We start from the raw sequence: 22,992 nt of genomic DNA, 5'->3' as shown, positions 1-22,992 counted from the left end.
GACCACCATGTCAGAACCCCTGGTCCCGGCGCTCGCTGCGGGCCTGCATCCAGATGAAGACCACGGCCACCACAACGATGATCAGTGTCAGCACGGTGGAGATCGCGGAGCCGTAGCCGACCTGGAGCTTCTTGAAGAACGTGTAGTACGCGAAGTAGGACGGCACGTTGGTGGCGTTCTCCGGGCCGCCCCGGGTCAGGGCGAAGATCGGCCCGAACACCTTCAGCGCGGCGATGGTGCAGGTCAGGGCCACCACGAAGGTTTCCGGCCGGATCTGCGCAAGGGTGATCGCCCGGAACCGGTGGACCCAGTTCGCGCCGTCGACCTCGGCCGCCTCGTACAACTCGGGGTCGACCCGCTGTAGCGCCGCCATGAAGACGACCACGGGGTAGCCGATCTGTACCCAGATCATCACCGCCATCACGGCCGGCAGGGCAGTGTCCGGGTCGCCGAGCCAGTCGTGGCGCAGCGCGCCGAGACCGACCGCGTCGAGCAGGCTGTTGAACGCCCCGTCGGGGCGCAGGATCCAGCCCCAGACGATGCCGGCCACCACGACCGGCAGCACCTGCGGGAGGTAGAACGCGGCCCGCAGCGCGGCGGCGGTGCGGGGCTTGAACCGGCGACCGATGACGTCGAAGAGCACCGCGGCGAGCAACAGCCCGAGCAGGGTGGGCGCCACCACCATCGCGACGAGCATCGCGACGGTGTTGCGGAACGACGCCCAGAACACGTCGTCGTGCAGCAGGTGCTGGTAGTTGTCCAGGCCGACCCAGGTGGGGTCGCCGATGCCGGACCACTTGGTCAGCGACAGGTAGAGGGTGCCGACCAGCGGTGCGCCGATGACCAGGACGAAGAGCACTGCTCCGGGAAGCAGGTAGAGCCAGTACGCCGCGTTGCGGCCGCGACCTCTGCGGCTGGGCGTCGGCAGGGTCGGGGTCGCCGCCGGCTGTGCGGTGGCGAGGGTCTCGGAGACTGCCATGGAAGATCCTTCCCGGCGGGGCGGACGGGCGCGCCGGTCGCGCCCGCCGCTCGCCGTGTCACTTGCCGGTGATCTCCTTGACGCCTTCGGCGTACGGTTTGGCGATCGAGTCGAGGACCTGGTCGGGCGACTTGGACCCATTGATCAGGCCCTGGAAGCCGCCGACCAGCACGTCGTAGTAGCCGGGCACCGGCCAGTCCGGGTAGAAGGCCAGCCCGTCCTGCTTGCTGACCGTGTTGAAGTCCTCGATCAGCTTGCGGTCCTTCGGGTCGCTGATCTTCGCCGGGTCACCGGCGACCGGGATCCCGCCGCTGTTGCCGATCAGGTCCTGGATCTCCGGACGCAGGGTGATGTCGATGAAGTCGTACGCCAGGCTCTTGGCCTTGCTGTTCTCCGGGACCACCCAGAGGTTGCCGGAGGAGCCGAGCTGCATGGTGTTGCCGGGGAAGAGGAAGGTGTCCCAGTTGGCCTTCATCTCGGTCTTGAACCGGCCGTACCACCAGCTGCCCGAGACGATCATCGGAACCTTGCCGCCGATGAACGCGGTGCCCATGTCCTCGGCCTTGAGGCTTGCCGAGTCCTTGGCGACGTAGCCCTTCCTCACCCACTCGGCGAAGGTGTCCGCGCCGTACTTCAGCGGGTCGGCCTTGAAGTCCACCGGGCTCTTGTAGAGCTGGTAGTTGTCCACGAACTGCCGGTCTGCCTTGGCCAGTGCCAGCTGGTAGAAGAGCTGGCCAGCCGGGTATTCGGCACCGGCCATGCCCAACGGGGTGACGCCCTTGCCGACGAAGGTGTCCATCGCGGCGGTCATCTCGGCCAGCGTGGTCGGAACCTTGACGCCGTTCTGCTGAAAGAGGTCCTTGTTGTAGTAGACCGTCACGTATTCGCCGTAGTTTGGCACGCCGAACCACTTGCCCGAGCCCATCACGCCCTTGTCACTGTAACGGGCGGTGGTCTGCAGGCTGGGGCTGAGCTTGCCGGCCCAGCCGCGCTTGTCGGCCTCGGTGCTCAGGTCGGCGAGCAGGCCCTGGGAGGAGAGCAGACCGGCGGTCGCGTTGCCCTTGTTGTACTCCATGATGTCCGGGCCCTCGGACGAGTTGATGATCATGCCGGCGTTCTGCTGGATCTGCTCGAACGCCTTGCGCTCGAAGCGCACCTCGACGCCCGGGTGCTCGGCCTTGAAGATCTCGATCGCCCGGTTCCAGCCGACCCCCATGGCACTGTTTTCGCTCTCGTAGTGCCAGAGCTTGAGGGTCTTGGCCCCGCTGTCGTCCCCACTGTCACCACCGCCGCAGGCGGCCATGGTGGTCGTCGCGGTCGCCGCCAGGGCGATCGCGGCGACGAGCCGGCGGAATCGCTGCATTAGAATCCTCCTCGTTGAGTATCTAGCCGGTACTTCACTGGCCCGTCGTCGCGTTGCCGCGCGGCGGCGGGCTGTTTTCGCTGGTCAGCCCCCGTCGGCCGACGGTGGACCGGAGGTGGCCCCTGCCGGCCGCCGGGGCGCGGCGGTTGATCCCCGGATCTCCAGCGCGCACGGCAGCAGTTGCTGGTGGCGGTGGTCGCCGGGGCCATCGAGGTGGCGCACCAGCGCCTCGATCGCGATCCGACCGAGCGCCGAGCCGGGTGACGTCATCGCGGTCAGCGCCGGGGTGGCCAGTTCGGCGACCTGCGGCGAGGTGACCATCGAGACGACGGAGACGTCGTCGGGCACCGACAAACCACGGCCGGTCAGCTCGCCGAGGATGCCGAAGATCGCGGACTCGTTCATGGCCAGCACGGCGGTCAGCTCCGGGGCCTGCACGAACGCGCTGGCCAGAGCGGCGCGCCCGCCAGCGGCGCTGTCCTCGGCCGCGATCATCACCGGGTCCAGGCCGTGCCCGGTCATCGCCGCGGCAAAGGCATCACGGGTACGCAGCGCTGGCCCGTAACCACTGGCCAGCGTGGCGGCCGAGTGGTTGACGTAGACGATCTGCCGGTGCCCGAGGCCGACCAGGTGCGCGACGGCCTCCCGGACGGTCTGGTCGAAGTCGATGTCGACGTAGGAGAGCGTGCTGGCGTCGCCGGTGCGGCCGATCAGCACCAGCGGCACGCCGGCCTCCTGGAGCACGGTGACCCGTTCGTCGGCCAGCTGCACCTCCATCAGCACGACGCCGTCGAGCATTCGCTGGCTGGCCAGCCGGCGCAGGTCGTCGAGGTCGCCGCCGCCGACCGGCGAGAGCACCAGGTGGTAGCCGGCGGCGCTGGCCGCGGCGGCGGCACCGGTGACGAAGGCGGTTTCGGTGGCGCCGAGGCCGCGCTCGTCCATCGGCATCAGCAGGCCGAGGATGCGGCTGCGCCGGCTGGCCAGGCCACGGGCCATCGCGTTGGGCTGGTAGTCGAGCTCGGCCATCGCGGCGAGCACCTTGTTCCGAGTGGCCTGCGAGATCGGCCGGGTGCCGGTGAGCACGTACGAGACGGTGCTGACCGAGACCTGCGCGAGGCGGGCGACGTCGTGCATGGTGGCCACCGCGCACCTCCTCCGGTCTGGCATGGGATCGCTCCCGCATGATCGTCGAAACGCTTCGACGAAGCGGTTCGACAGACGCTAGGCCGCCTGTTACGGCGACGTCAATAGCCGATGTCGAAAAAGGAGTCGATGCTCTGCGCGGGGTGACCGCGCCCGCCTCGCGTCGCGTCCCGCGTGCCCTCGGGCGGGACGACAGCATGATCGCGCTCGATCCCGGAAAGAGTCCCCTCGTGGTCGCGCGGAGACCACAACATCGAGGACAAGCCATTGCGTGAGGCGGCCCGGCCCCGTCAACCCGTACCGCCTCGACGGGGCCGGGCCGCCCCTTTCTCGCGATCTTGCACTTTCTGCCTCGACTTAGGGGGCATTCCACGCATCTCGGCGACCGAAACTGCAAGAAGATCGGCGGGGCGGGGCGCGGCGGGGCGGGGCGGGGCGCGCTCTGGAGTGGCGAACCTGGGTTTGGGAGTTCACCGTGCCCCCTGGCCCAGCAACCGAACGCTAACGCAACGGTGTTGACATTCAGGATCAAGCGCGATCTTGAGGGCGGGAGCGGGGGAGGGGGTGCGGCGTGGCTGCGCAGGGTCTGGCGCGTCAGGACAGGTCGAACAGGGCGGCGGCGCTGCCCCAGCAGACCGCGCGCAGCCAGTCGTCGCCCAGGTCCAGCCGGGCCAACCCGGTCAGTTGGTCGGCGTACGGGTAGGGGATGTTCGGGAAGTCGCTGCCCAGCAGCACCTTGCCGGCCAGCCCCAACTCGCGCAGCCGGGGCAACTCGTCAGCGGGGAAGGGAACGAACTGGTCGAAGAACGGCGTGAACGCCATGGTGGTGTCCAACCGAACCCGCTCGTACGCCTCGGCGAGGTCCAGGAACGCCCGGTAGTCCGGGGCGCCGAGGTGGGCCACCACCGCGGTCAGCCGAGGGTGGCGGGCGAGGAGAGCGGCGAACGGGTCGGGCCCGGTGTGCGTGGTCCCCACCGGGGCGTGCCCGGCGTGCACCACCACCGGCACACCCGCGTCGGACAGCATCCCCCAGACGGGGTCCAACGCCGGGTCGGTCGGCGCGAAGCCGCCGACCTGCACGTGCACCTTGAACAGTCGGGCGCCACCCGCGAGCGCCGCCTCGACGTACCCGGGGGCCTCGGGCTCGGGGAAGAAGGTGGCCGAGGCCAGGCAGCCCGGCGTGGTCCGGGCGAAGTCCAGCGTCCAGCGGTTGAGCTCGGCCGCCATGCCGGGCCGGTGGGCGTACGCCAACGCGCTGAACGCCCGCACCCCGAGCCGGCGCAGGTGCGCGACCCGGTCGGCATCGCTGCACCGGTACCGGATCGGCCACTCGGTGCCGACCAACGGCCCCGCCGCGTCGAAGTACGCCCACACCCGACGCAGCAGTCGCGGCGGTAGGAAATGCACGTGCACGTCGGCCAACCCGGGCAGCCCCAGCGCGTGCCAGAACGCCGGCACCTGAGCGTCCGCCACCGGAGGTGACCCAAGCGCCGGATCGCTCATACGTCGATGTCGAACCGGCTCAGCACCGAGGGCGCGATCAGGCCGACGGTGGCGAGCGCCGAGACGACGGTCAGCGCGATGCGCACCCCGACCACCTCGGCCTTGCTGCCGACGCGCAGGGCGATGCTGTTCGGCAGACCGACCATCATCCACATCCGCCGTTTGATCGGGATCGGCCAGAGGATCGGCACGCCGGCTCGGGTGACCATGTCGCCGAGGATGTGCACGAAGCAGCCCACCCCCAGGGCGGTGCCGATCAGCGGATAGCCGCGCCCGCCCGGGAGGTTGACGAAGGTGAACCAGGCCGCCCCGGCCGACGCGAGGGTCACGATGACCCAGCCGGCCCGCTCCGCCCACTTGTCGAACAGCCCGCGCAGGGCCAGGCCGAACATGAAGAACAGGATGGTGATGACCGCCCACTTGCCGTACGCGGCACAGAGCGCGGTGGTGCCCCAGCCGATCAGCACGGTGAACGGGAGCGTGTGTGTCAGCGTCCGGTGCCCGTTGTTGCGGCGCGGGTCCTTGCTGAGCTTCGTGGCGTAGTAGACCCCCAGGGAGATCTTTTCCATCACCTCGGCGGCGAAGAGCGAGAAGACCCCGAAGGTGCGGGCCACGGTGGCCCCACCCTGGTTCTTGGTCACCTTGCCCGACATGTCGAGGTCGGGAAAGAGCGCGCCACCGGCGCACACCGCGGTGCCCACCGCCAAGGCGAGTGGCGACTGGTGGTAGTCGGCGAACTGGTCCAGTGCCCAGGACCCCGTCAGCCACACCGCCGCGCCGGACAGCGCGTGCTGCGGTCCCATCATGTCGACTCACCCTCCCCAGGGATCTTGAGCGCCCAAAGCTACGCCACTGTAGTCAGCGCCGACGCCGCAGGGGCATCACCCGGAAGGTCTACATTGGACAAAGTCACGGGGCGGAGGTGAAGCTCTGCCGGATCATCGGCAAGTATGCCGCGTTGACCTGCCAGTCGAACTCTTCTGTCAACCACGAGACGGTGTAGGCACGCCCGGCCGAGGTGTTGGCCAGCAGCCGGAAGCTGTGCAGCAGCTCGCCGCGGGCGTTCTGCCAGCTGCACTCCCACACCGCGCCACCCTCGAAGATGTCCATCGCGGAGATGTCCACCCTGCGGTAGCCCGGTAGCGCCTCGCTCGCGGTCAGCCGAGCCTCCTCGGCCTTCCAGTACGCCACCGGGTCAGCGCGTGCCGGCCCCGCCTCGACGCTGAGCACCCGGGCCCCGCCGGGCTTGCGGAAGCAGGTCACCGCGCCCTCGGTCCAGCGCGACCAGGCCACCGGGGCGGCGATCCGAAACCCCGCCGGGTCGTCGTGCCAGGTCCAACCGTCACGCAGCCGGTACCGCACGTCAGCTGGCGGCGACACCGACGCTACCGGGGTCGCCGCCGGTGGCGGGGATGTCGCGCAGGCGAACGCGGCCGGCCGGGAGGTCGGCGCGCCGCCGCCGGAGCCGGACGGTGGTGTCCGCTCGTTGTCCCGGTTGACCAGCGCCAGCGTGACGCCTCCCGCGACGAGCAGGGCGGCGGCCGCACCACCCAGGGCGATCAGTCGCCGCCGCCTGCCGGGCCGCCTGGTCGGGCGCCTGGTCGGCGTCGCCTGGTCACCGAGCGGGATCCCCGGGCCGACCGGATCGGCCCCGGTGGCACGGCCCGCACTGCGGACCGCCGCGACCGCCGAGGACCGGGCCGGCCTGACGGGCTGGTCATCGTCGGACGCGGCGCTTCTCAACAGCGGCTCCGCCTCGACGGCGGTCAACCGCCGCCAGGGGTCGCGCTGCAACAGGCCGGTGAGGACGGGACCCAACGGACCGGCCCGACGCATCGGATCGGGTGGTTCGGTGGCCAGCGCACTGAGCGTCGCCATCGCACTCGACCGCGCGTACGGCGACTGCCCCTCGACCGTCGCGTAGAGCGTCGCGCCCAGCGACCACAGGTCGGTGCGCGGGTCCGACACCCCTTCGCGGGCCCGCTCAGGGGCGACGAACTGCGGTGAGCCGAGCACCGTGCCTGGCCCGGTCATCGCACCTTCGCCACCGTCGAAGGTGGCCAGGCCGAAGTCCGTGAGCACCACCCGCCCGTCGTCGGCCACCAGCACGTTGTGCGGCTTCACGTCGCGGTGCAGCACCCCGGCGGCGTGCGCGGCCCGCAACGCGGCGAGCACCGCAAGCCCGATCCGGGCGGTGCGTTGCGGGCTCAGCGGCCCCTCGGCGCTGATGATCTGCTGCACGGACCGGGACGGCACGTACTCCATCACGATCCAGGGGCTCTCCCGGTCGTGCACCACGTCGTAGATGCGGACCACGTTGGGGTGATTGAGCCGGGCAGCGGTGCGTGCCTCGCGCAGTGTCCGTAGCCGCAACTCCGCGCGCTCGGCCTCGGCCAGCCAGGACGGCGGCACGACCTCCTTCACCGCTACGTCACGATGCAGCATCTCGTCGCGAGCAAGCCACACCCGGCCCATCCCGCCGGTGCCGACCAGGTCGAGCAGCCGGTACCGACCCGCGATCAGCAACTGTCGCACGGTCGCTCCCCCTTGGTCACCCTGGGTTACACGATAGCCACCGTGGCTGGTCTTCTCATCCGCTGAGCGGCCTCGATCCACCTCGGACGAGGGGCCGGATCATGACAATACGGTGCAGGTCAGCGGGGTGGCCGGAAACTGTTTCGCACCGCCAACCAGTCCGCGTCGGCCCGGGTCCAGTCCTCGTCGTCGGTGATCCAGCCCAGCGTCCAGCGGTTGGCTCCAACGACCTGTTGCCGGGCGTGCAGCCAGGCCCCGTACGGTGCCTTCCAGCGGCACTCCCACTCCGCTCCGCCGTCGTTGGCGGCGAGTCGGATCTCGTCGTACTCCGGCAGGGCCCCGGCGGTGGCCGCCGCGTCGCGGGCCGTCCGCAGCCGGACCAGGGGATCGGCGGCGCCGCCCTCGGCGACGCTGAAGGCCCGGCCGGTCGCCGGGTCCTGGAAACACGCCACCGCGCCGTCGCGGGAGTAATACCACGTCGCCGGTAGGGAGACCCGGAAGCCGGAACTGTCGGCGTGCCAGACCCAGCCGGGCGGCGGCCTGAGCCGTTCGCCCGGGGTCGGCACACTGGCCAGCACCGGCGCACCGGCGACGTCCGGGCGGACACACGCGAACGGGGGCGGGGGAACATCTCGCCCACCCGGCGGTCGTCCGGGCCGGTCCGGACCGGGACCCTCGGGCGGCGGGCCGTACGGCGGCGGTGCGGTGGGTCCGCCGACGGTGCCGGAGGGTTCGTCATCGGTGACGGCCAAGGCCGTGCCCACCCCGGCGGCGGCGGCAACCAGGAGCGCCACGACGACCAGCGCCACCCGACGTGCCCTACGCCGCCCCTCGGGTCGGGTGAGCGCCGAAGCCGGAGAGGTCGAGGTCGAGTCACCCACCCCGGCGGCCGAACCCACATCGCCCGAGGCGGTGGGTGGGCTGGGCTCGGACACCGGGGGCGGGTCGGTGCGGCCGGTCGCGGCCGCCGTGAGCAACCGGCGGGCCGAATCGTGGTCGAGGCGGTCGCGCGGGTCGCGGCGCAGCAGCCCGGCGAGCACCGGCGCGAGCGACCCGGCGTGCGGGGCCGGGTCGGGTGGCCCGGCGGCCAGTGCGCTCAGGGTGGCCATCGCGGTGCTGCGGGCGTACGGGGAGCGGCCCTCCACGGCGGCGTACAGGGTTGCCCCGAGCGACCACAGGTCGGCGGCCACCGTGGACGCCCCCTCGGCGGCGCGCTCGGGGGCGACGTACTGCGGGGAGCCGAGGACCATGCCGGGGCGGGTCATCGCGCCGTCGCCGCCGTCGAAGGTGGCCAACCCGAAGTCGGTGAGCATCACCCGACCGTCGTGGGCCATGAGCACGTTCTGCGGCTTGATGTCGCGGTGCAGCACCCCGGCGGTGTGCGCGGCTTGCAGCGCGTCGAGCACGGCCAGGCCGATCCGGGCCGCCCGGGCCGGCTCCAGTGACGCCTCGGCGTCCACCAGGTCCTGGAGGGTGCGCGACGGGACGTACTCCATCACGATCCATGGGCTGCCCTCGACCGGAATGACGTCGTAGAGCCGGACCACGGCGGGATGGTTGAGCCGGGCGGCGGCGCGCGCCTCCCGCAGGGTGCGCGAGCGCAGCTCAGCCCGCTCGTGGTCGGCCAGCCAGCTCGGCGGCACGATCTCCTTGACGGCGACCTCACGGTGCAGCATCTCGTCGTGGGCCCGCCAGACCCGACCCATGCCCCCGCGACCCACCAGGTCGAGCAGCCGGTACCGACCGGCGATCAGCACCTGTGCACGCTCCTCCTCAGCCGCTGTCCGGGCTACACCCTAACCAGCGGATCGGAAGTCACCTATCGGTCGTCCGAATCAGCTCAGCAGGCGGCGTGGTCGGCGCGAGCCAGCAGGTTGCCCTCCGGGATGGCGATCCGGGTACGCCCGCCGGCCAGTCGGGCGGCGGCCCGCCGGGCCTGTAGCGGGCCGTGTTCCCGCCGGGATGCGGCGTAGCTGGCGGCGGTGCGCGCCGCGATGGCGGCCCACCCGTACCGCTTGCCGACCATCGTGCGGGCCCGGCGGGCCATCCGCCGTGCGGAGACCTCGTCGCCGAGCAGTTGACCGACCGCGCCGGCGAGCGCGTCCGGGTCGCTGTGCGGGAACGTCACCCCGGTCACGCCGGCCTCGACGATCTCGGCGAGGCCGCCGGTGCGGGCCACCGCCAGCGGTGCCCCGGCGGCCGCCGCCTCCAACGCCACCATGCCGAACGGCTCGTAGAGGCTCGGCACCACGGTCGCGTCGGTGGCGCCGAGCATCGCCGGCAGCTGGGTGGAGTCGAGGAAGCCGGTGAACCGGACGGTCGAGCAGAGCGCCAGCCGTCGGGCCTGCGCCTCCAACTCGGCCCGGTACGGGCCGTCGCCGGCGATCACCACGCGCAGGCCCGGGTGCCGCTCGCACAACCGGGGCACCGCGTGCACCAGGTGCTGGACGCCCTTCTCGTAGACCAGCCGCCCGGCGTACCCGACCAACGGGCCGTCCCCGGCGAACCGTGCGCGGGCCGACGCGACCGCTCGCGGCCGGGCCCGCCAGGCCCGGTCGTCAACCCCGTTGGGCACCACGTCGACCTGGGCGGCCGGTACGTCGAACAGCGTGGTCACCTGCTCGCGCATGTAACCGGAGCAGACGATCACCCGGCCGGACTCGCTGCTGAGCCACTGCTCGACGCCGTGGATGGTGCGGTTCATCTCCTCTGGCAGCCAGCCCTGGTGCCGCCCCGCCTCGGTGGCGTGCATGGTGGTGACCAGGGGCAGGTCCAGGTGCTCGGCCAGGGTGACGGCGGTGTGGGCGACGAGCCAGTCGTGGGCGTGGATGACGTCGTATGAGCTGGCTTCGGTGGCGCGTAGTGCGGTGCGGGTGAGGGTGTGGTTGAAGGCCATGGTCCAGGCCAGTAGGGAGCTGGTGGCGAGGGGGAAGGTGACGGGGTCTTCGGGGGCGCGCAGGATGCGGACGCCGTCGGCGTATTCCTCGAGGGGTGCGCCGTCGCTGTGGCGGGTGACGACGGTGACCTCGTGGCCGGCGGCGGCGAGGGCGACGGAGAGGGCGTGGACGTGTCGGCCGAGGCCGCCGACGAGCACCGGCGGGTACTCCCAGGAGAGCATCAGCACCCGCAGTTGCCGGGCGGGGTAGATGTCGATCACGTGGGCATCGGGTGACATGCGGCCCCCTTTGAATTGTCCCCGGGCGCGCGCCGACCGGCACCGGAGTCGATGTCGCCGTCGCGTCTGGATCGGGGCCAATCCTGCCGGGGTCGAGATAACCAGCGGCGACACCACCGTTGCGGTCGTGTAAAGCGCTACTGGCCCTTTCGACGCACCCGCAGCAACTCGGCCACCGACCACGCCTGGAACGGGCAGCCGGTCGCGTTGTGCGGTGCGAGGCCGTCGGCCGTTTCGCTTACCGAGCCTAACCCATATTCGGTCAGATGAGCCTCAATACCGACGAAAACGTTATCTACGGACATCTTCCCCCGGCGGCAGGCGTCCGCGTACGGGCCGAGCAGCCACGGCCAGACCGTGCCCTGGTGATAGCCCCCGTCCCGCTCGGCCGGGCCACCCCGGTGCCGGCCCACGAACTCCGCCGAATCCGGGGCGAGGCTGCGCGGCCCGAGCGGCGTGAGCAGCCCGCCCGCGATGCGGCGCAGCGTCGCCTCGTCCGGCTCCAGCGGCGCGTACGGCAGCGACCAGGCCAGCAGTTGGTTGGGGCGCAGCGCGTCGTCGTCGTGCAGGGCGGCCCCACCCAGCGGGTACGCCGGCGCGGGCGCGTCCAGCACGTCGTGCAGCCAGCCGGTTGGCGCCGGGAACCGCTCCCGGAACGAGGCGGTGGCCTGCCCGTGCCGTCGCCACAGCTCGTCCGCGTTCTGCCCGGCAAGCTCGGTCAGCTCCGCGAGCCCGGCCAGCCCGTTGATCCACAACGCGTTGACCTCGACCGGTTTGCCGGTGCGCGGGGTGACCGGTACGCCGTACACCCGGGCGTCCATCCAGGTCAGCGCGGTGCCCGGGGCGCCCTGGGTGAGCAACCCGTCGGCCGGGTCGATCAAGATCCCGTACCGGGTGCCGGCCACGTGGGCGTCGATCACCCCACGCAGCGCGGGCAGCAACTCGTCGCCGAGGTCGGTGTCACCGGTGACGGCGACGTGCCGGCTCACCGCGTGCAGGAACCACAGCGTGCCATCGACGGTGTTGTACTCCACCCGACCGGTGTCGGCCGTGTTGGCCAGCATCCCCTCGGACAGCGTCGCCGCGTACGCCCGCAGCAGCTCCCGCCCCTCGTCAACGCGGCCCGTGCAGAGGAACAACCCCTCGTACGAGATCATCGTGTCCCGCGACCAGGCCCCGAACCATGGGTATCCGGCCACCACGTCGACCGCTCCGCCGCCGGTACGCACCACGAACGCGTCCGCGGCCAGCGTGAGCGTCGCCTCGACCGGGTCCGCCGGTTTCGCCGCCGCCACCACCCGCCGGTTGCGCCGCCGGGCCGTCGCCACGATCTCCGCGGCCGGTGGCGGCTCCTCGTCGAGTCGGCCGGCCCAGGCCCGCACCGACACCGTGTCGCCGGGGCGTTCCAGCTCGCCGACGAAGCGTCCCGCGTACCAGAGATCCTCGTCCGGGTGCAGACCCCGGTTGGCCTCCTCGCGGTGGTACACGCCCAGCCACCACTGCCCCTCGGGCGTCCACCCCGGGCCGGCCAGCCGGTACGCGCCCTCGACCACCGCGCCGTCGGCCACCGGCTCGACCTGCGGGATCGGGCCGTCGGCCCGCCGTTCGCCGTGCGCGTCGCGCCAGGTGCAGGCGGCGGAAAGCTCCAGCCGGACGGGCCCGCCGGCGACCAGCCGGTGCACCACCGCCACGCAGGAACGGCCGGGCAGCATGGCCAGCTCCCGTTCGATCACCACCGCGCCGATCCGCCACCGCCACCGGGGTAGCCCGTCGACCAGGTCGAAGCGCTCCAACAGCTCGAACCCGCGCGGGTCCACGTCACCGGAGGACCACTCGTGCGCGCCGAGCCGCACCCGCGCGCCGGACGGCAGGGTGACCGCCGGGTCGAGACTGACCAGGCCCACTTGACGGGAGGCCGGGGTTTCGCCGGGGACCACCAACAGACCGTGGTAGCGGCGCGTCCGTAACCCGCCGACGGTGCCCATGGCATATCCGCCGAGGCCGTCAGGAACCAGCCACTCCCGGCTTGCCGCGCTGGTCAGATCGGTGCAGACCTGCGGGCCGAAATGAATGTCGATCAACTTTCCTCCACCGGCGGCGGGTGTAACACGCCACGACGAGAATGGCCGCTGTGGTCAAGTACTGCGGCGACGTCAAAGATGTGCACGTGATCACTGACCGATCGTCCTCCGACGCCTCGCCACCCGACGCTGAGCGGCTCCGGCTCGCCCAGGCCGACTCGGGGGAGCAGGACTGGCGCGCATGGGGTCCCTATCTGTCCGAACGGGCGTGGGGGACGGTACGGGAGGACTACAGCGAGCACGGTACGGCCTGGGACTACTTCCCGCACGACCATGCGCGGTCCAGAGCCTACCGGTGGAATGAAGACGGGATGGCCGGCGTCTGCGACGAACGACAGACCTTCGCCTTCGCTCTCGCGCTGTGGAACGGCAGGGACCCGATCCTCAAGGAGCGGATGTTCGGCCTCGGCGGCGACAGCGGCAACCACGGCGAGGATGTCAAGGAGTACTGGTGGTACGAGGACTCCACGCCCACCCACTCCTGGATGCGCTGGCGCTACCACTACCCGCAGGCCGCCTTCCCGTACGACGAACTCGTCGCGGTGAACGCGTTGCGCGGCCGTGACGACACCGAGTACGAGTTGGTGGACACCGGGATCTTCGACGACGACCGGTACTGGGCGGTGACCGTCGACTACGCCAAGGCGTCCCCGACCGACCTCTGCATGGTGGTGACCGTCGCCAACCGGGGCGACCGGGCCGCGACCCTGCACGTCCTGCCCACCCTGTGGTTCCGCAACACCTGGGCGTGGGGCCTGCCCGGCGGCGACCGGATCCCCCGGCTGACCGGCCAGGGCACCCGGCTCGTCGGCGAGCACCGGGTGCTCGGCCAACTGCTGCTGGAGGGCGACGGTGGCCCAGTGCCGCTGCTCTGTGACAACGACACCAACGCCGAACGGCTCTGGGGCCTGCACGGCCGTTCGCCGTACCCGAAGGACGGCATCAACGACCATGTGGTCGACGGTGCCGCCACGGTCAACCCCGCGCGGGAGGGCACCAAGGGCGCGCTGCACTACGTGCTCGACGTGCCGGCCGGCGGGCAGCGCCAGATCCGACTGCGACTGACCCGCACCGCGTCGCCCCCGGCCGCCGCGCCGCCGCCCCCGGCCGACCTCGGCGACGGCTTCGAGGCCGTGGTGTGGGCGCGGCGGGCCGAGGCGAACCGGTTCTTCGCCGGGGTGATCCCACCGGCCGCCACTCCAGACGAAGCGCTGGTGGCACGGCAGGCCATCGCCGGGCTGATGTGGGGCAAGCAGTTCTACCACTTCGACGTCAAACGCTGGCTCGAAGGCGACCCTGGCTCCACACCGCCGCCGGCCGGGCGCCGCCACGGGCGCAACAGCGCCTGGTGGCACATGACCAGCTTCGACGTCATCTCCATGCCCGACCCGTGGGAATACCCCTGGTACGCGGCCTGGGACCTGGCCTTCCACTGCGTGAGCATCGCCCGGGTCGACCCGGGCTTCGCCAAGGAGCAGCTACTGCTCCTGCTCCGCGAGTGGTACCTGCACCCCAACGGCCAGATCCCGGCGTACGAGTGGGCGTTCGGTGACGTGAACCCGCCGGTGCACGCGTGGGCGGCGCTGAAGGTGTTCGAGATCGACGGCGGCCGGGACTACGAGTTCCTGGCCCGGGTGATGCACAAGCTGCTGCTCAACTTCACCTGGTGGGTCAACCGCAAGGACACCGGCGGCAACAACGTCTTCGAGGGCGGCTTCCTCGGGCTGGACAACGTCGGGCCGTTCGACCGCTCCGCGGCGCTGCCGGTGGCCGGTGTGCTGGAGCAGTCCGACGGCACCGGCTGGATGGGCATGTACGCGCTGAACATGCTGGACATGGCGATCGTGCTGGCCGAACACGACCGGACCTGGGTGGACACCGCCACCAAGTTCTTCGAGCACTTCGCCTACATCGCCGCAGCCGCGTACGAGCAGGGGTTGTGGGACGACGAGGACGCCTTCTTCTACGACGTGCTGCGCCTCGCCGACGGCACGAAGGTGCCGCTGAAGGTCCGCTCCGTCGTCGGGCTGCTGCCGTTGGCCGCCACCACCCGGCTCACCGCGAAAACCCTGCACCACCTACCGGAGTTGGGTGCCCGGCTGCGCTGGTTCCTCACCAACCGCCCGGAGTACGCCGAGGTGATCGGCACCCGCCGGCTGGGCCCGGACGGCCGGCAGCAGCGACTGCTGTCCATGGTCGGCCCGGAGCAGGTGGTCCGACTGCTCGCCCGGATGCTCGACCCCGACGAGTTCCTCTCCGAGTACGGCCTGCGTACGCTGTCCCGCGCGCACCTGGACAAGCCGTTCTCCGTCACCCTCGGCGGGCAGGAGTTCTGCGTCGGCTACGAGCCGGCCGAGTCGACCAGCGGGCTGTTCGGCGGCAACTCCAACTGGCGGGGTCCGATCTGGATGCCCACGAACTTCCTGCTGATCAGCGCCTTGCGTGACTACGCGGCGTTCTTCGGCGACGACCTCCAGGTGGAGTACCCGACCCGCTCCGGGGTGAAGCGCACCCTGGACGAGATCGCCGACGACCTCTCCGCCCGGCTGATCTCGCTCTTCACCCAGGACGACTGGGGCCGACGGCCGATCTACGGCGCCGCGCAGTTGTTCCAGACCCACCCGGACTGGCGGGACCTGATCGCGTTCCCCGAGTATTTCCACGGCGACAACGGGGCCGGCCTGGGCGCCTGGCACCAGACCGGCTGGACAGCCCTGGTCGCCGACCTGATCCTCACGCTGCGCCGCTGACCGGCCCGTCCCAGCACTGGCTCGCTGTTTCGTCGGCAGGGTGCTCGCTTCGCATGTTTTCGACGATCGAAGAATCACGACGGCGTCGACGGCGATGCTGCTCGTTGGCCTGGCGACCCTGGGACTGGGGACGCCGGCGCGGGCAGCACCGGGTGACGCGAGCGAGCGCGGCGTCGTCGTCGACCTGTCCGCGGCGGTGCTCGGCACACCCGTGCCGTGATCTCGATCCGGTCTATGTCGGGCCACAGATCGAGCGGAAACGTTGACCTGGCCGGCTCCCTACGCTTCCCCCTGCGGGGGCGTCAGCGCCCGGAAACGGGGGCTCCGCGATGCATTCTCCGACGGCACCAACAGAAGCGGCTCCGCCGCCTCCGAAGCGGCGGTCGCGAACGGTCGTCGCGCTGGGTGCGGCGATCGTCGTGTTGGTGGCGGGCACGGTCGCGTGGCGAGTCACGGTCGCGCAGCGGCGAGAACCACTGCGGCCGGTGGCTGCCGGGGTTGGGGATTTGTTCACCGAGCTGCCGGCTCAACTGCGGCCGCCGGCCCAGGTGCCGGACCTGCCGACCGACCGTGCGGCGGGTCAGGGCGTGCTGATCTACCACCTGCGGGACGGCATCGACAGCTTTGACCCCGACAGCCGATCGTTCGACCAGAACGACGTCTACCTGGTGACCCGGTCAGGTGAGCACTTCCGGATCGGGCGTACCCCCGCCAAGGTCGAGCCTCTGAACCTGTCGCTGTCGCCGGATGGGCGCTGGCTGGGCGCCAAGCGCGACGGTCGATGGCGGGTGCGCGACCTGTCGGGCACGGCAGAGTACGAGGTCGCGGACGGATACGAGTTGTGGCACTGGTCCACGGACGCCCGCTCGCTGCTGCTCGCCGAGCCGGGGGTCAACGGCCGGGCGTTCGCGACCATGGCGCTGCCCGGCGGCGGCGTACGCCTGCTCGGCGTGCGTTCGTCTGGCATCGCCACCGAGGTGGCGTTCATCGGCGGCCGGGAGTTGGCGGTGTTCGACGCGATTCCGCTGGTGCGGCCGTTCACGACGCAGGAGCTGAAAGTCACCCTGAAGGACGTGCTGACGGGCACCTCCCGGACGGTGCCAGTGATCGGACCTGGTCAGATGGGGCCGGGCGAGACGGTGGGCCCGCTCATCGCGCTGTGGCACGTGGGCGGAAACCCGCCGACCATCTGGACCGAGGTCGGCCGACCTGATCTGGTCCCCACCGACCTTCCTGAAGGGCCACTGGTCCTGCCGTCAGTGGCGCTGCTGGGCGTGGACGTGACCTCGGGTGCCCCCACCACCAGGATCGAGTTGCCCAACACGGCGGTCGATGAGGGGCGGCAGCTCTGTCTGGGCGTGGTCGCCGACGGAGTCGTCCTGCAGCGGTGGACCGCGAAGAGCACGGAGTTGATCGTCGTCGACGCGCACCGCAACACCCGGCGCGTCGTGACGACGTTCCCCGAGACGGTGATCGTCCTCGTGCCCGGCGCCAGGGCATGACGGATCAATCGCTGCCAGTGCTGTGGTCACGCCCTCTGCACCTGCGATCGAGCGATATGACGTTGGCGGCGGCAGCCGGTGCCCTGGTCGTGGCGGAGCGACACTCGCGTCTGGCTCGACTGGACCCGCAGACCGGGACGCTGTTGTGGGAGCAGCGCGTCGAGGACTGCTGGGGAACGACCGTCATCACGGGGGAGCGGTGTCTCTATCTGAGCCAGGCCGGTGTCCTGCACTGCTTCGACATGTACAGCGGGCAGCAAACGTGGTCAGTGCCGGATCTGCGCCTGCGCGGCTACGTCAGCGTCAGTGGCTCCGTCGTACTCCTTGGTGGATGGCGAGGCTATCGTCCGCTGTTGCGGTTGGACCTGATGAACGGCGAACGTCTCCCGGCCCCGACTTCGGGCCTTCCCCCGGGCAGCGGACTGGCGTGGCCCCTGCCGGTGCGGATGTCCCCGGAGCAGGGCTTCGGGGCCGACGCGGTCCTCATCGCGAACGACACGCAGGCGAAGCTGTCTCTCGTGGATGCTCGCACCGGCTTCCCCAGGGGTGAGTGGTCGCTGCCGGCGCCGGTGCGATTCCCCGACCACGGCAGCGCCTACAGCGTGGCCGAAGACGGCCGCATCGTCTTCCTCAGCGGTACGCGCACCGTCATGGCCCTGCACCCCAGGGACGGTGTGGAGGTCCTGTGGCAGCACGACGGAGACCTGCCATCGGGGCCGCCGATCCTTGCAGGCCGCAGGCTGTGGCTGGTCACAGGCGTCGGCGTCACGATGATTGATCTCGACCGAGGTGGGCGCTCGGACGTGCAGCACCTCCCGCTCGGTAACACCCGCGGTGGTGTCCCCGTCTCCGGCGGTGCCCTGCTCGTCCGCGTTGATGCCTACCTGATCGCGGTCGACCAAGCTGGCGAGATCGTTGCCCGCCTGCGACTGCCGGGACGTGTCGACCGGCTCGTGAGCGACGGTCGGTCCCTGGTGCATGCCATCGGGAAGGGGCATCTCAGCACGATCGACATCTCGGCCATGAGTGCCGTGTCCGGGTGTATGCCCTAGACGACCCGTAATGTCAGCCAGGGTCGCTGGCCTCGAAACTCTGTCGAGCAGACAGTCACGAATCCGTCACCTGACAGTTACGGTCGGTGCTCGCCTTTACGCTCGTGTGCGTGTCCGGACCTGCTGAGAAGGCCAGAGAACAGGACCGGCGCGACCTCGTCGTCGCGGTCGCGCGAGAGTTGGCCGAGGTGGAGGGCTGGGCGGGGGTGAGCACCCGACGGCTGGCCGAGCGTGCCGAGATCGACATCGGCGACATCTACCGGCACTTCGCGGATCTGGAGGCGCTGCTCGCCGCCGTCGCGGTGTGCGCCTTCGCCGACCTGGCCGCTGACCTGGCGGAGGCGCAGGCAGACGCCACCGACGGCCCCGCGGACGCCTGGCCGGCGGTCGCGACCGCGTACCTCGACTTCGCGTACGCGAATCCGGAGGTTTATGACGCGATGCTCGCGCTGACCCCCGACCTGGCCCTCGGCGTCGATGGCGTGCCGGCCGCGCCGCGTGCCGTCTTCGCCGAGCTGCGGGCCGCCCTGACTCCGCTGGCCGAGGGGCGGGACCCGGACTCCCTGGCCGAGGTGGGGTGGAGCCTGCTGCACGGCGTGGTGATGCTCACCCGGGGTGGCCGCTTACGCCCCGAGGCGCAGGAGGAGCGGGAAGCCCTGATCGCGGATCGGTTGCTGCGGTGGCCGTGACGGCCAGAGCCTGCGGGGCGCGACCGAGCGCCGTCAGTTGAGGGGCCCGCGGTTGGCCGGGCCCTTGCCAACAAAGCGGAACGAGAGCGCCCCGCGCGCCGCGCCGCGCCGCGCGCCGCCCCGCGCCCCGCCGATCTGTGAGTGAGGTTGTCAAGGGGTGCGGTGGTGGGTGGTGATGGTGCGGTAGAGCTGTCGGGCGATGTAGCGCTTGAGGCAGCGGGTGATTTCTTTGGTGGTGCGGCCTTCGGCGCGGCGTCGGTTGATGTAGTCGCGGGTGTTGGGGTCGATGCGGCGGCGGGTCAGGGCGATGGTGTGTAGGGCGCTGTTGAGGGTTCTGTCGCCGCCGCGGTTGAGGCGGTGTCGGTCGGTGCGGCCGCTGGCCACGGGTATGGGGGCGGCGCCGGCGAGGGTGGCGTAGGCGGCTTCTGATCGGACGCGGCCGGGGTGGGACCAGGCGGTGAGGGCGATCGCGGCGGTGACGGGTCCGACTCCGGGTTGGTCGAGCAGGGGTGGGCACAGGTCAGCGACGAGGGCGCGTAGGTGCCGGTGGTTGTCGGCCAGTGTGGCGTCGAGGGTGTGGATGTGACGGGCGAGGGTGCCCCAGTTCGCGGCGGCGGGTGTGTTCCTCGATGGGCAGGTGGGTGCTCTCGGGTAGGTCGAGGGCGGCCAGGCGGGTGATCTGGCTGGCGGTACTTAGCCCGCGTAGGGCGTGGCGCAGGGTGTCGTCGGCGGTCAGGATCAACGCCTTGACCAGGTTGACCGTGGCGGTGCGCGCGTCGCTGTGGCGGCGGCAGACCAGCAGCATCCGCAGCGCCTCGCGTGGTCCGTCACTGCGGGGCACGGCGACGCGGTCGACGGGCAGTGCCAGCACCGCGTGGGCGGCGGCGACCGCGTCCAGCTGATCGGACTTGCCGCCCCGACGGCGGGCCGCCGCGGCGGGTTTGGGTGCCTCGCAGACCGGTTCACCGGCAGCGCCCAACAGCCGGCACAGTCCCTGACCGTGCGCCCGGGTGCCTTCCACCGCCCACAACCGGCGCCCGTGCGGCGGGGTGTGCGCGGCGGCGAACGCCAGCAGCTGACTCAACCCGTCCGGGTCGGTGGACACGGTGACCTGCGCCAACACCGCCCCGAGCCGGTCGAGCACCGCAGCGGTGTGCGTGTCCGTGTGGGTATCCACCCCCACCACCACGTCATAGCGATCCGTAACCCGCTCTACGATCTGTGCCATCTCGGGTTGTTGCTCCTTTGCCAGTGACGACCGGGACAGTCGGCGTCGGCTCGGGATGCAGTCACCTCAGCGGCAAATCTGTGATGGGCCACGTGTGCTCGCACGGGCAGGCTTCTGATCAGGCCAGCAAGGTGGGCCGGGCCGGCGCCGACGACCACCTGGGGACAGGTCTTGCACAAGGCACACCCGCACTCCGAGCGGCCGGATCGGCAAAGAGCCACCCAAATGATCATTAACGCCGAACCCTATCGGCAACCGACCGAACCGATCACCACAGACATAGAAGCGTCTTGCAGTTTCGGTCGCCGAGATGCGTGGAATGCCCCCTAAGTCGAGGCAGAAAGTGCAAGATCGCGAGAAAGGGGCGGCCCGGCCCCGTACTCCTCAAGAGCCTTCCTGGGACCTGCCGGCCGGGGAACCAGCACGGACGCCGTGTCTGCGAAGATCGCTGCTACCTGTTGCGAGACGATCGCCACCGCGAAACGGTTCTCGGATCGACGGGTGATTCTGGACGTTGAGGAGGACGCCGATGACAGCCAGTGGGACCGCGCAGGTGCTGATCTTCGACGCGGACGACACCCTGTGGGAGAACAATGTCGTCTTCGAGCGGGTGATCGATGACTTCCTGGCCTGGCTGGACCACCCCACCCTGGACCGGGGCGCGCTGCGGGCCATCCTCGACGACATCGAGCGGGCCAACACGGTGGCGCACGGCTACGGTAGCAAGGTTTTCCTGCGCAGCCTGCGGGAGTGCCTGGAGCGGCTGCGCGAGCGGCCGGCCACCGACGTCGAGCGTCAGGACATCGATCGGCTGGCCGTGGCACTGGTGGAACACCAGGTGGAGCTGATGCCCGGGGTGGCCGAGGCGCTCGACGAACTGGCCAGCCGGCACGAGCTGCTGCTGCTGACCAAGGGCGAGCGGGAGGATCAGCAGCGCAAGCTGGACGCCTGCGGCGTGCTGCACCACTTCCAGGCCGCGCACATCGTCGCGGAGAAGAACGTCGACACGTACCGGTGGCTGGTGCGGGAGCAGGGCTTCGAGCCGGCCCGCGCGTGGATGATCGGAAACTCCCCGAAGTCCGACATCCTGCCGGCGCGGGCGGCCGGGCTGAACGCGGTGTTCATTCCGAACGAGAACACCTGGGTGCTGGAGGAAGCCGAGCTGGACCCGACCGACCGGGGTGTGTTGCGGCTCGCCGCTTTCCCCGACCTGCTGCGGCACTTTTGATCGCCCGGCTCGACTGTCAGGATGGCGGCATGAAGCGCAGATCCCTCCTGCTCGGCGCGGCGGCAGGCTTGGCCGCTCCGGCGGTGCTCACCCCTGCGGTGCCCGCGCTCGGCGCGAGCGGACCGCCTGCGCCGGCCTGGGGCACGGCCCCGGTTCCCAGGTCCTGGCTGGCCATGCCGCGCCACAACCGGGCCAGTGAGTTGACCACCCTGCCGGCGCAGACGAAGCAGGTGATCATCGTCGGCGCCAGCAGCTACACCACCACGTACGCCACCCTTGAGGCGTACGTGCGGGTCGGGGATCGCCACTGGCAGCCGGCCTGGGCGTCGTTGCCCGCCCGGATCGGCTCGAAGGGATTCAGCGACAACCACGTGGAGGGGGTGCCGACGACACCGACCGGTGTCTACTCGATCGGCCCCACCATCTACGGCATCGCCGCCAACCCGGGCGTGCGATACCCCTACCACCGGCTGGTCAGCGGTGACTGGTGGAACGAGAACCCGTCGTCCTCGCGGTACAACACCTTCCAGCACAGCTCGACCAACCCGGGCGGGGCCAGCGAGGCACTGTGGCAGGAGACTCCCGCGTACACGCACTTCGCGGTGATCACCTACAACATGCCGCCGAACGTGCCGACGCCGGTGCCGAAGGCGGGCAGCGGCATCTTCCTGCACCAGTTCAGCACCAGCGGCGGCAACGCCACCGCCGGCTGTGTCTCCCTCGCCCGCAACCATCTGGTCGACGTGCTCAACTGGCTGGACCCGGCGCTCTCGCCGCGCATCGTGCTCAGCCCGTACGCCCAGCTCAGCCGATATTGAACGCCGCCGACGGACGTCAGCCGACCTCGCGTCGGACGATCGCCACCGCCACCCGGCAGAACTCGTCCATGTCCGGGTTGAACCCGGCTGCGATGTCGGGGTGCAGCCCGGAGCGGGTCTCCTCCAACAGCCGCTGGCAGACCTGCTCGACCGGCTCGCCCGCGTAACCGGCGCGGACCCGGTCGGTGGCCGCCTGAAGCGCCGAGGTCAGCTGCTCCTCCAGCGGGCCCTGCAGCTTCTGCTGCACCGGGTCCAGCCCGCGTGGGTCGAGCGTGACATGTGGCTCCGACATCGGTGCTCCCTTCGTCGGCGTCCGCGATACCCCACCGCGGACGTCGGTCAAACCCTGGTCGGTACGGCGGCGACCCGCACCTGGTATGAGAAGTCCTCCGCCGGCTCCTCGTGGTACGACAAGCGGCGGATTTGCCGGTCGTCGTCGTAGAGGGCGACGTCCACCAGGACGCCGAGGTGGGCCAGGCCGATGGTCGACACCCGCTTCTTGTCCTGCAGCACCGCGCAGACGCCGCCGAGCAGGGTGCTGGCGTCGGACGTACGGTGCCCGGGCGGGCAGCGCAGCACCAGGTCGACCTCGATCGGCCCGGGCAAGGGCGTCCAGCCGGTGCGCTGGGCCGCCGTGAGGGCGGCCTGGAGCAGGGCGCGGACCCTCGTCGCCTGCCGATGCCCGGCGGCGAAGATGGACAACGCTTCGGTCTTGACCGGTGGCAGGCCGCTCACCTCGAATGTCAGGGCGAGAGCGCGGGTGTCCTGCACGGGGCACCTCCTCGTTGGGACGATCCTGCCCAACCGGGGGAGCGGCGGTGGGACGTTCCCGCGATTACCAACCGATCGGGCAGGCTGGGGTCGGCCGGAGGCGTGTCGACGGCGGCGGCGAACGCGCCGGCTGCGGCGCTAGGAAAACGCTAGCCGACGCCGCCCGCGCTGGGTA

Annotated in this window: 20 protein-coding genes; 7 read left to right on the top strand and 13 right to left on the bottom strand. The window is 70.9% G+C overall.

Going from position 1 to position 22,992, the window contains the following annotated elements; translation table 11 throughout:
* Window positions 1–10: 10 nt before the first annotated feature.
* The 9 genes from OG811_RS00740 to OG811_RS00700 form a co-directional block, all read right to left on the bottom strand.
* Complete coding sequence (locus OG811_RS00740; RefSeq protein ID WP_406071329.1) at window positions 11–979, bottom strand: carbohydrate ABC transporter permease; 969 nt, start codon at window positions 977–979, stop codon at window positions 11–13.
* Window positions 980–1,037: 58 nt separating this feature from the next.
* Window positions 1,038–2,342, bottom strand: coding sequence for an ABC transporter substrate-binding protein (locus OG811_RS00735; RefSeq protein ID WP_406071328.1), 1,305 nt, complete (start codon window positions 2,340–2,342; stop codon window positions 1,038–1,040).
* An 84-nt stretch (window positions 2,343–2,426) separates the two neighbouring features.
* Complete coding sequence (locus OG811_RS00730) at window positions 2,427–3,476, bottom strand: LacI family DNA-binding transcriptional regulator (protein ID WP_406075431.1); 1,050 nt, start codon at window positions 3,474–3,476, stop codon at window positions 2,427–2,429.
* Window positions 3,477–4,079: 603 nt separating this feature from the next.
* The gene (locus tag OG811_RS00725) at window positions 4,080–4,988 is read right to left on the bottom strand and encodes an amidohydrolase family protein (RefSeq protein WP_406071326.1); all 909 of its coding nucleotides are present in this window, start codon (window positions 4,986–4,988) and stop codon (window positions 4,080–4,082) included.
* On the bottom strand, window positions 4,985–5,794 hold the full coding sequence (locus OG811_RS00720; protein ID WP_406071325.1) for a metal-dependent hydrolase: 810 nt from the start codon (window positions 5,792–5,794) through the stop codon (window positions 4,985–4,987). The genes OG811_RS00725 and OG811_RS00720 overlap by 4 nt, the downstream gene beginning before the upstream one ends.
* A gap of 103 nt (window positions 5,795–5,897) precedes the next feature.
* On the bottom strand, window positions 5,898–7,523 hold the full coding sequence (locus OG811_RS00715) for a serine/threonine-protein kinase (RefSeq protein ID WP_406071324.1): 1,626 nt from the start codon (window positions 7,521–7,523) through the stop codon (window positions 5,898–5,900).
* A 119-nt stretch (window positions 7,524–7,642) separates the two neighbouring features.
* Complete coding sequence (locus tag OG811_RS00710) at window positions 7,643–9,280, bottom strand: serine/threonine-protein kinase (RefSeq protein WP_406071322.1); 1,638 nt, start codon at window positions 9,278–9,280, stop codon at window positions 7,643–7,645.
* Window positions 9,281–9,363: 83 nt separating this feature from the next.
* Complete coding sequence (locus tag OG811_RS00705) at window positions 9,364–10,698, bottom strand: glycosyltransferase family 4 protein (RefSeq protein ID WP_406071320.1); 1,335 nt, start codon at window positions 10,696–10,698, stop codon at window positions 9,364–9,366.
* 137 nt (window positions 10,699–10,835) lie between these two features.
* Window positions 10,836–12,779 carry an amylo-alpha-1,6-glucosidase gene (locus OG811_RS00700; RefSeq protein ID WP_406071319.1) on the bottom strand — a complete coding sequence of 648 codons (1,944 nt, stop codon included), beginning with the start codon at window positions 12,777–12,779 and terminating at the stop codon, window positions 10,836–10,838.
* 41 nt (window positions 12,780–12,820) lie between these two features.
* Here OG811_RS00700 and OG811_RS00695 point away from each other — a divergent pair, with 41 nt between their 5' ends.
* The 5 genes from OG811_RS00695 to OG811_RS00675 all read left to right on the top strand — a co-directional run bounded on the left by OG811_RS00695 (window position 12,821) and on the right by OG811_RS00675 (window position 18,772).
* The gene (locus OG811_RS00695) at window positions 12,821–15,529 is read left to right on the top strand and encodes an MGH1-like glycoside hydrolase domain-containing protein (RefSeq protein ID WP_406071318.1); all 2,709 of its coding nucleotides are present in this window, start codon (window positions 12,821–12,823) and stop codon (window positions 15,527–15,529) included.
* Between the two features lie 94 nt (window positions 15,530–15,623).
* On the top strand, window positions 15,624–15,749 hold the full coding sequence (locus OG811_RS00690; protein WP_406071316.1) for a hypothetical protein: 126 nt from the start codon (window positions 15,624–15,626) through the stop codon (window positions 15,747–15,749).
* Between the two features lie 205 nt (window positions 15,750–15,954).
* Window positions 15,955–17,031 carry a hypothetical protein gene (locus OG811_RS00685; protein WP_406071315.1) on the top strand — a complete coding sequence of 359 codons (1,077 nt, stop codon included), beginning with the start codon at window positions 15,955–15,957 and terminating at the stop codon, window positions 17,029–17,031.
* Window positions 17,028–18,083 (top strand): PQQ-binding-like beta-propeller repeat protein, encoded by a 1,056-nt coding sequence (locus OG811_RS00680; RefSeq protein WP_406071314.1) that lies wholly within the window; start codon window positions 17,028–17,030, stop codon window positions 18,081–18,083. The genes OG811_RS00685 and OG811_RS00680 overlap by 4 nt, the downstream gene beginning before the upstream one ends.
* A 110-nt stretch (window positions 18,084–18,193) precedes the next feature.
* Entirely contained in the window at window positions 18,194–18,772 is a 579-nt protein-coding gene (locus OG811_RS00675) for a TetR/AcrR family transcriptional regulator (protein ID WP_406071312.1), read from the top strand.
* Window positions 18,773–18,922: 150 nt separating this feature from the next.
* Here the strand turns inward: OG811_RS00675 and OG811_RS00670 are convergent, their stop codons facing one another.
* Both OG811_RS00670 and OG811_RS00665 read right to left on the bottom strand, forming a co-directional pair.
* Window positions 18,923–19,240 (bottom strand): transposase, encoded by a 318-nt coding sequence (locus tag OG811_RS00670; RefSeq protein ID WP_406075429.1) that lies wholly within the window; start codon window positions 19,238–19,240, stop codon window positions 18,923–18,925.
* Window positions 19,241–19,292: 52 nt separating this feature from the next.
* Window positions 19,293–20,000 (bottom strand): transposase, encoded by a 708-nt coding sequence (locus tag OG811_RS00665; RefSeq protein WP_406071311.1) that lies wholly within the window; start codon window positions 19,998–20,000, stop codon window positions 19,293–19,295.
* Between the two features lie 529 nt (window positions 20,001–20,529).
* Between OG811_RS00665 and OG811_RS00660 the strand changes: the two genes are divergently transcribed.
* Both OG811_RS00660 and OG811_RS00655 read left to right on the top strand, forming a co-directional pair.
* A complete protein-coding gene (locus OG811_RS00660; RefSeq protein WP_406071309.1) occupies window positions 20,530–21,228 on the top strand; it encodes an HAD family hydrolase in 699 nt (232 codons plus the stop codon).
* Between the two features lie 29 nt (window positions 21,229–21,257).
* A complete protein-coding gene (locus tag OG811_RS00655; protein ID WP_406071307.1) occupies window positions 21,258–22,046 on the top strand; it encodes a L,D-transpeptidase in 789 nt (262 codons plus the stop codon).
* A 16-nt stretch (window positions 22,047–22,062) separates the two neighbouring features.
* Here OG811_RS00655 and OG811_RS00650 read toward each other — a convergent pair whose 3' ends face one another.
* Window positions 22,063–22,338: a hypothetical protein gene (locus OG811_RS00650; protein WP_406071305.1), complete on the bottom strand. Its 276-nt coding sequence runs from the start codon at window positions 22,336–22,338 to the stop codon at window positions 22,063–22,065.
* Window positions 22,339–22,385: 47 nt separating this feature from the next.
* On the bottom strand, window positions 22,386–22,817 hold the full coding sequence (locus OG811_RS00645; protein ID WP_406071304.1) for a hypothetical protein: 432 nt from the start codon (window positions 22,815–22,817) through the stop codon (window positions 22,386–22,388).
* Window positions 22,818–22,992 lie beyond the last annotated feature (175 nt).

Origin of the sequence: Micromonospora sp. NBC_01638, assembly GCF_045209745.1 — a bacterium.
In the GTDB taxonomy this organism is placed as follows: domain Bacteria; phylum Actinomycetota; class Actinomycetes; order Mycobacteriales; family Micromonosporaceae; genus Micromonospora.
This window is presented reverse-complemented; position numbering and strand designations above follow the sequence as displayed.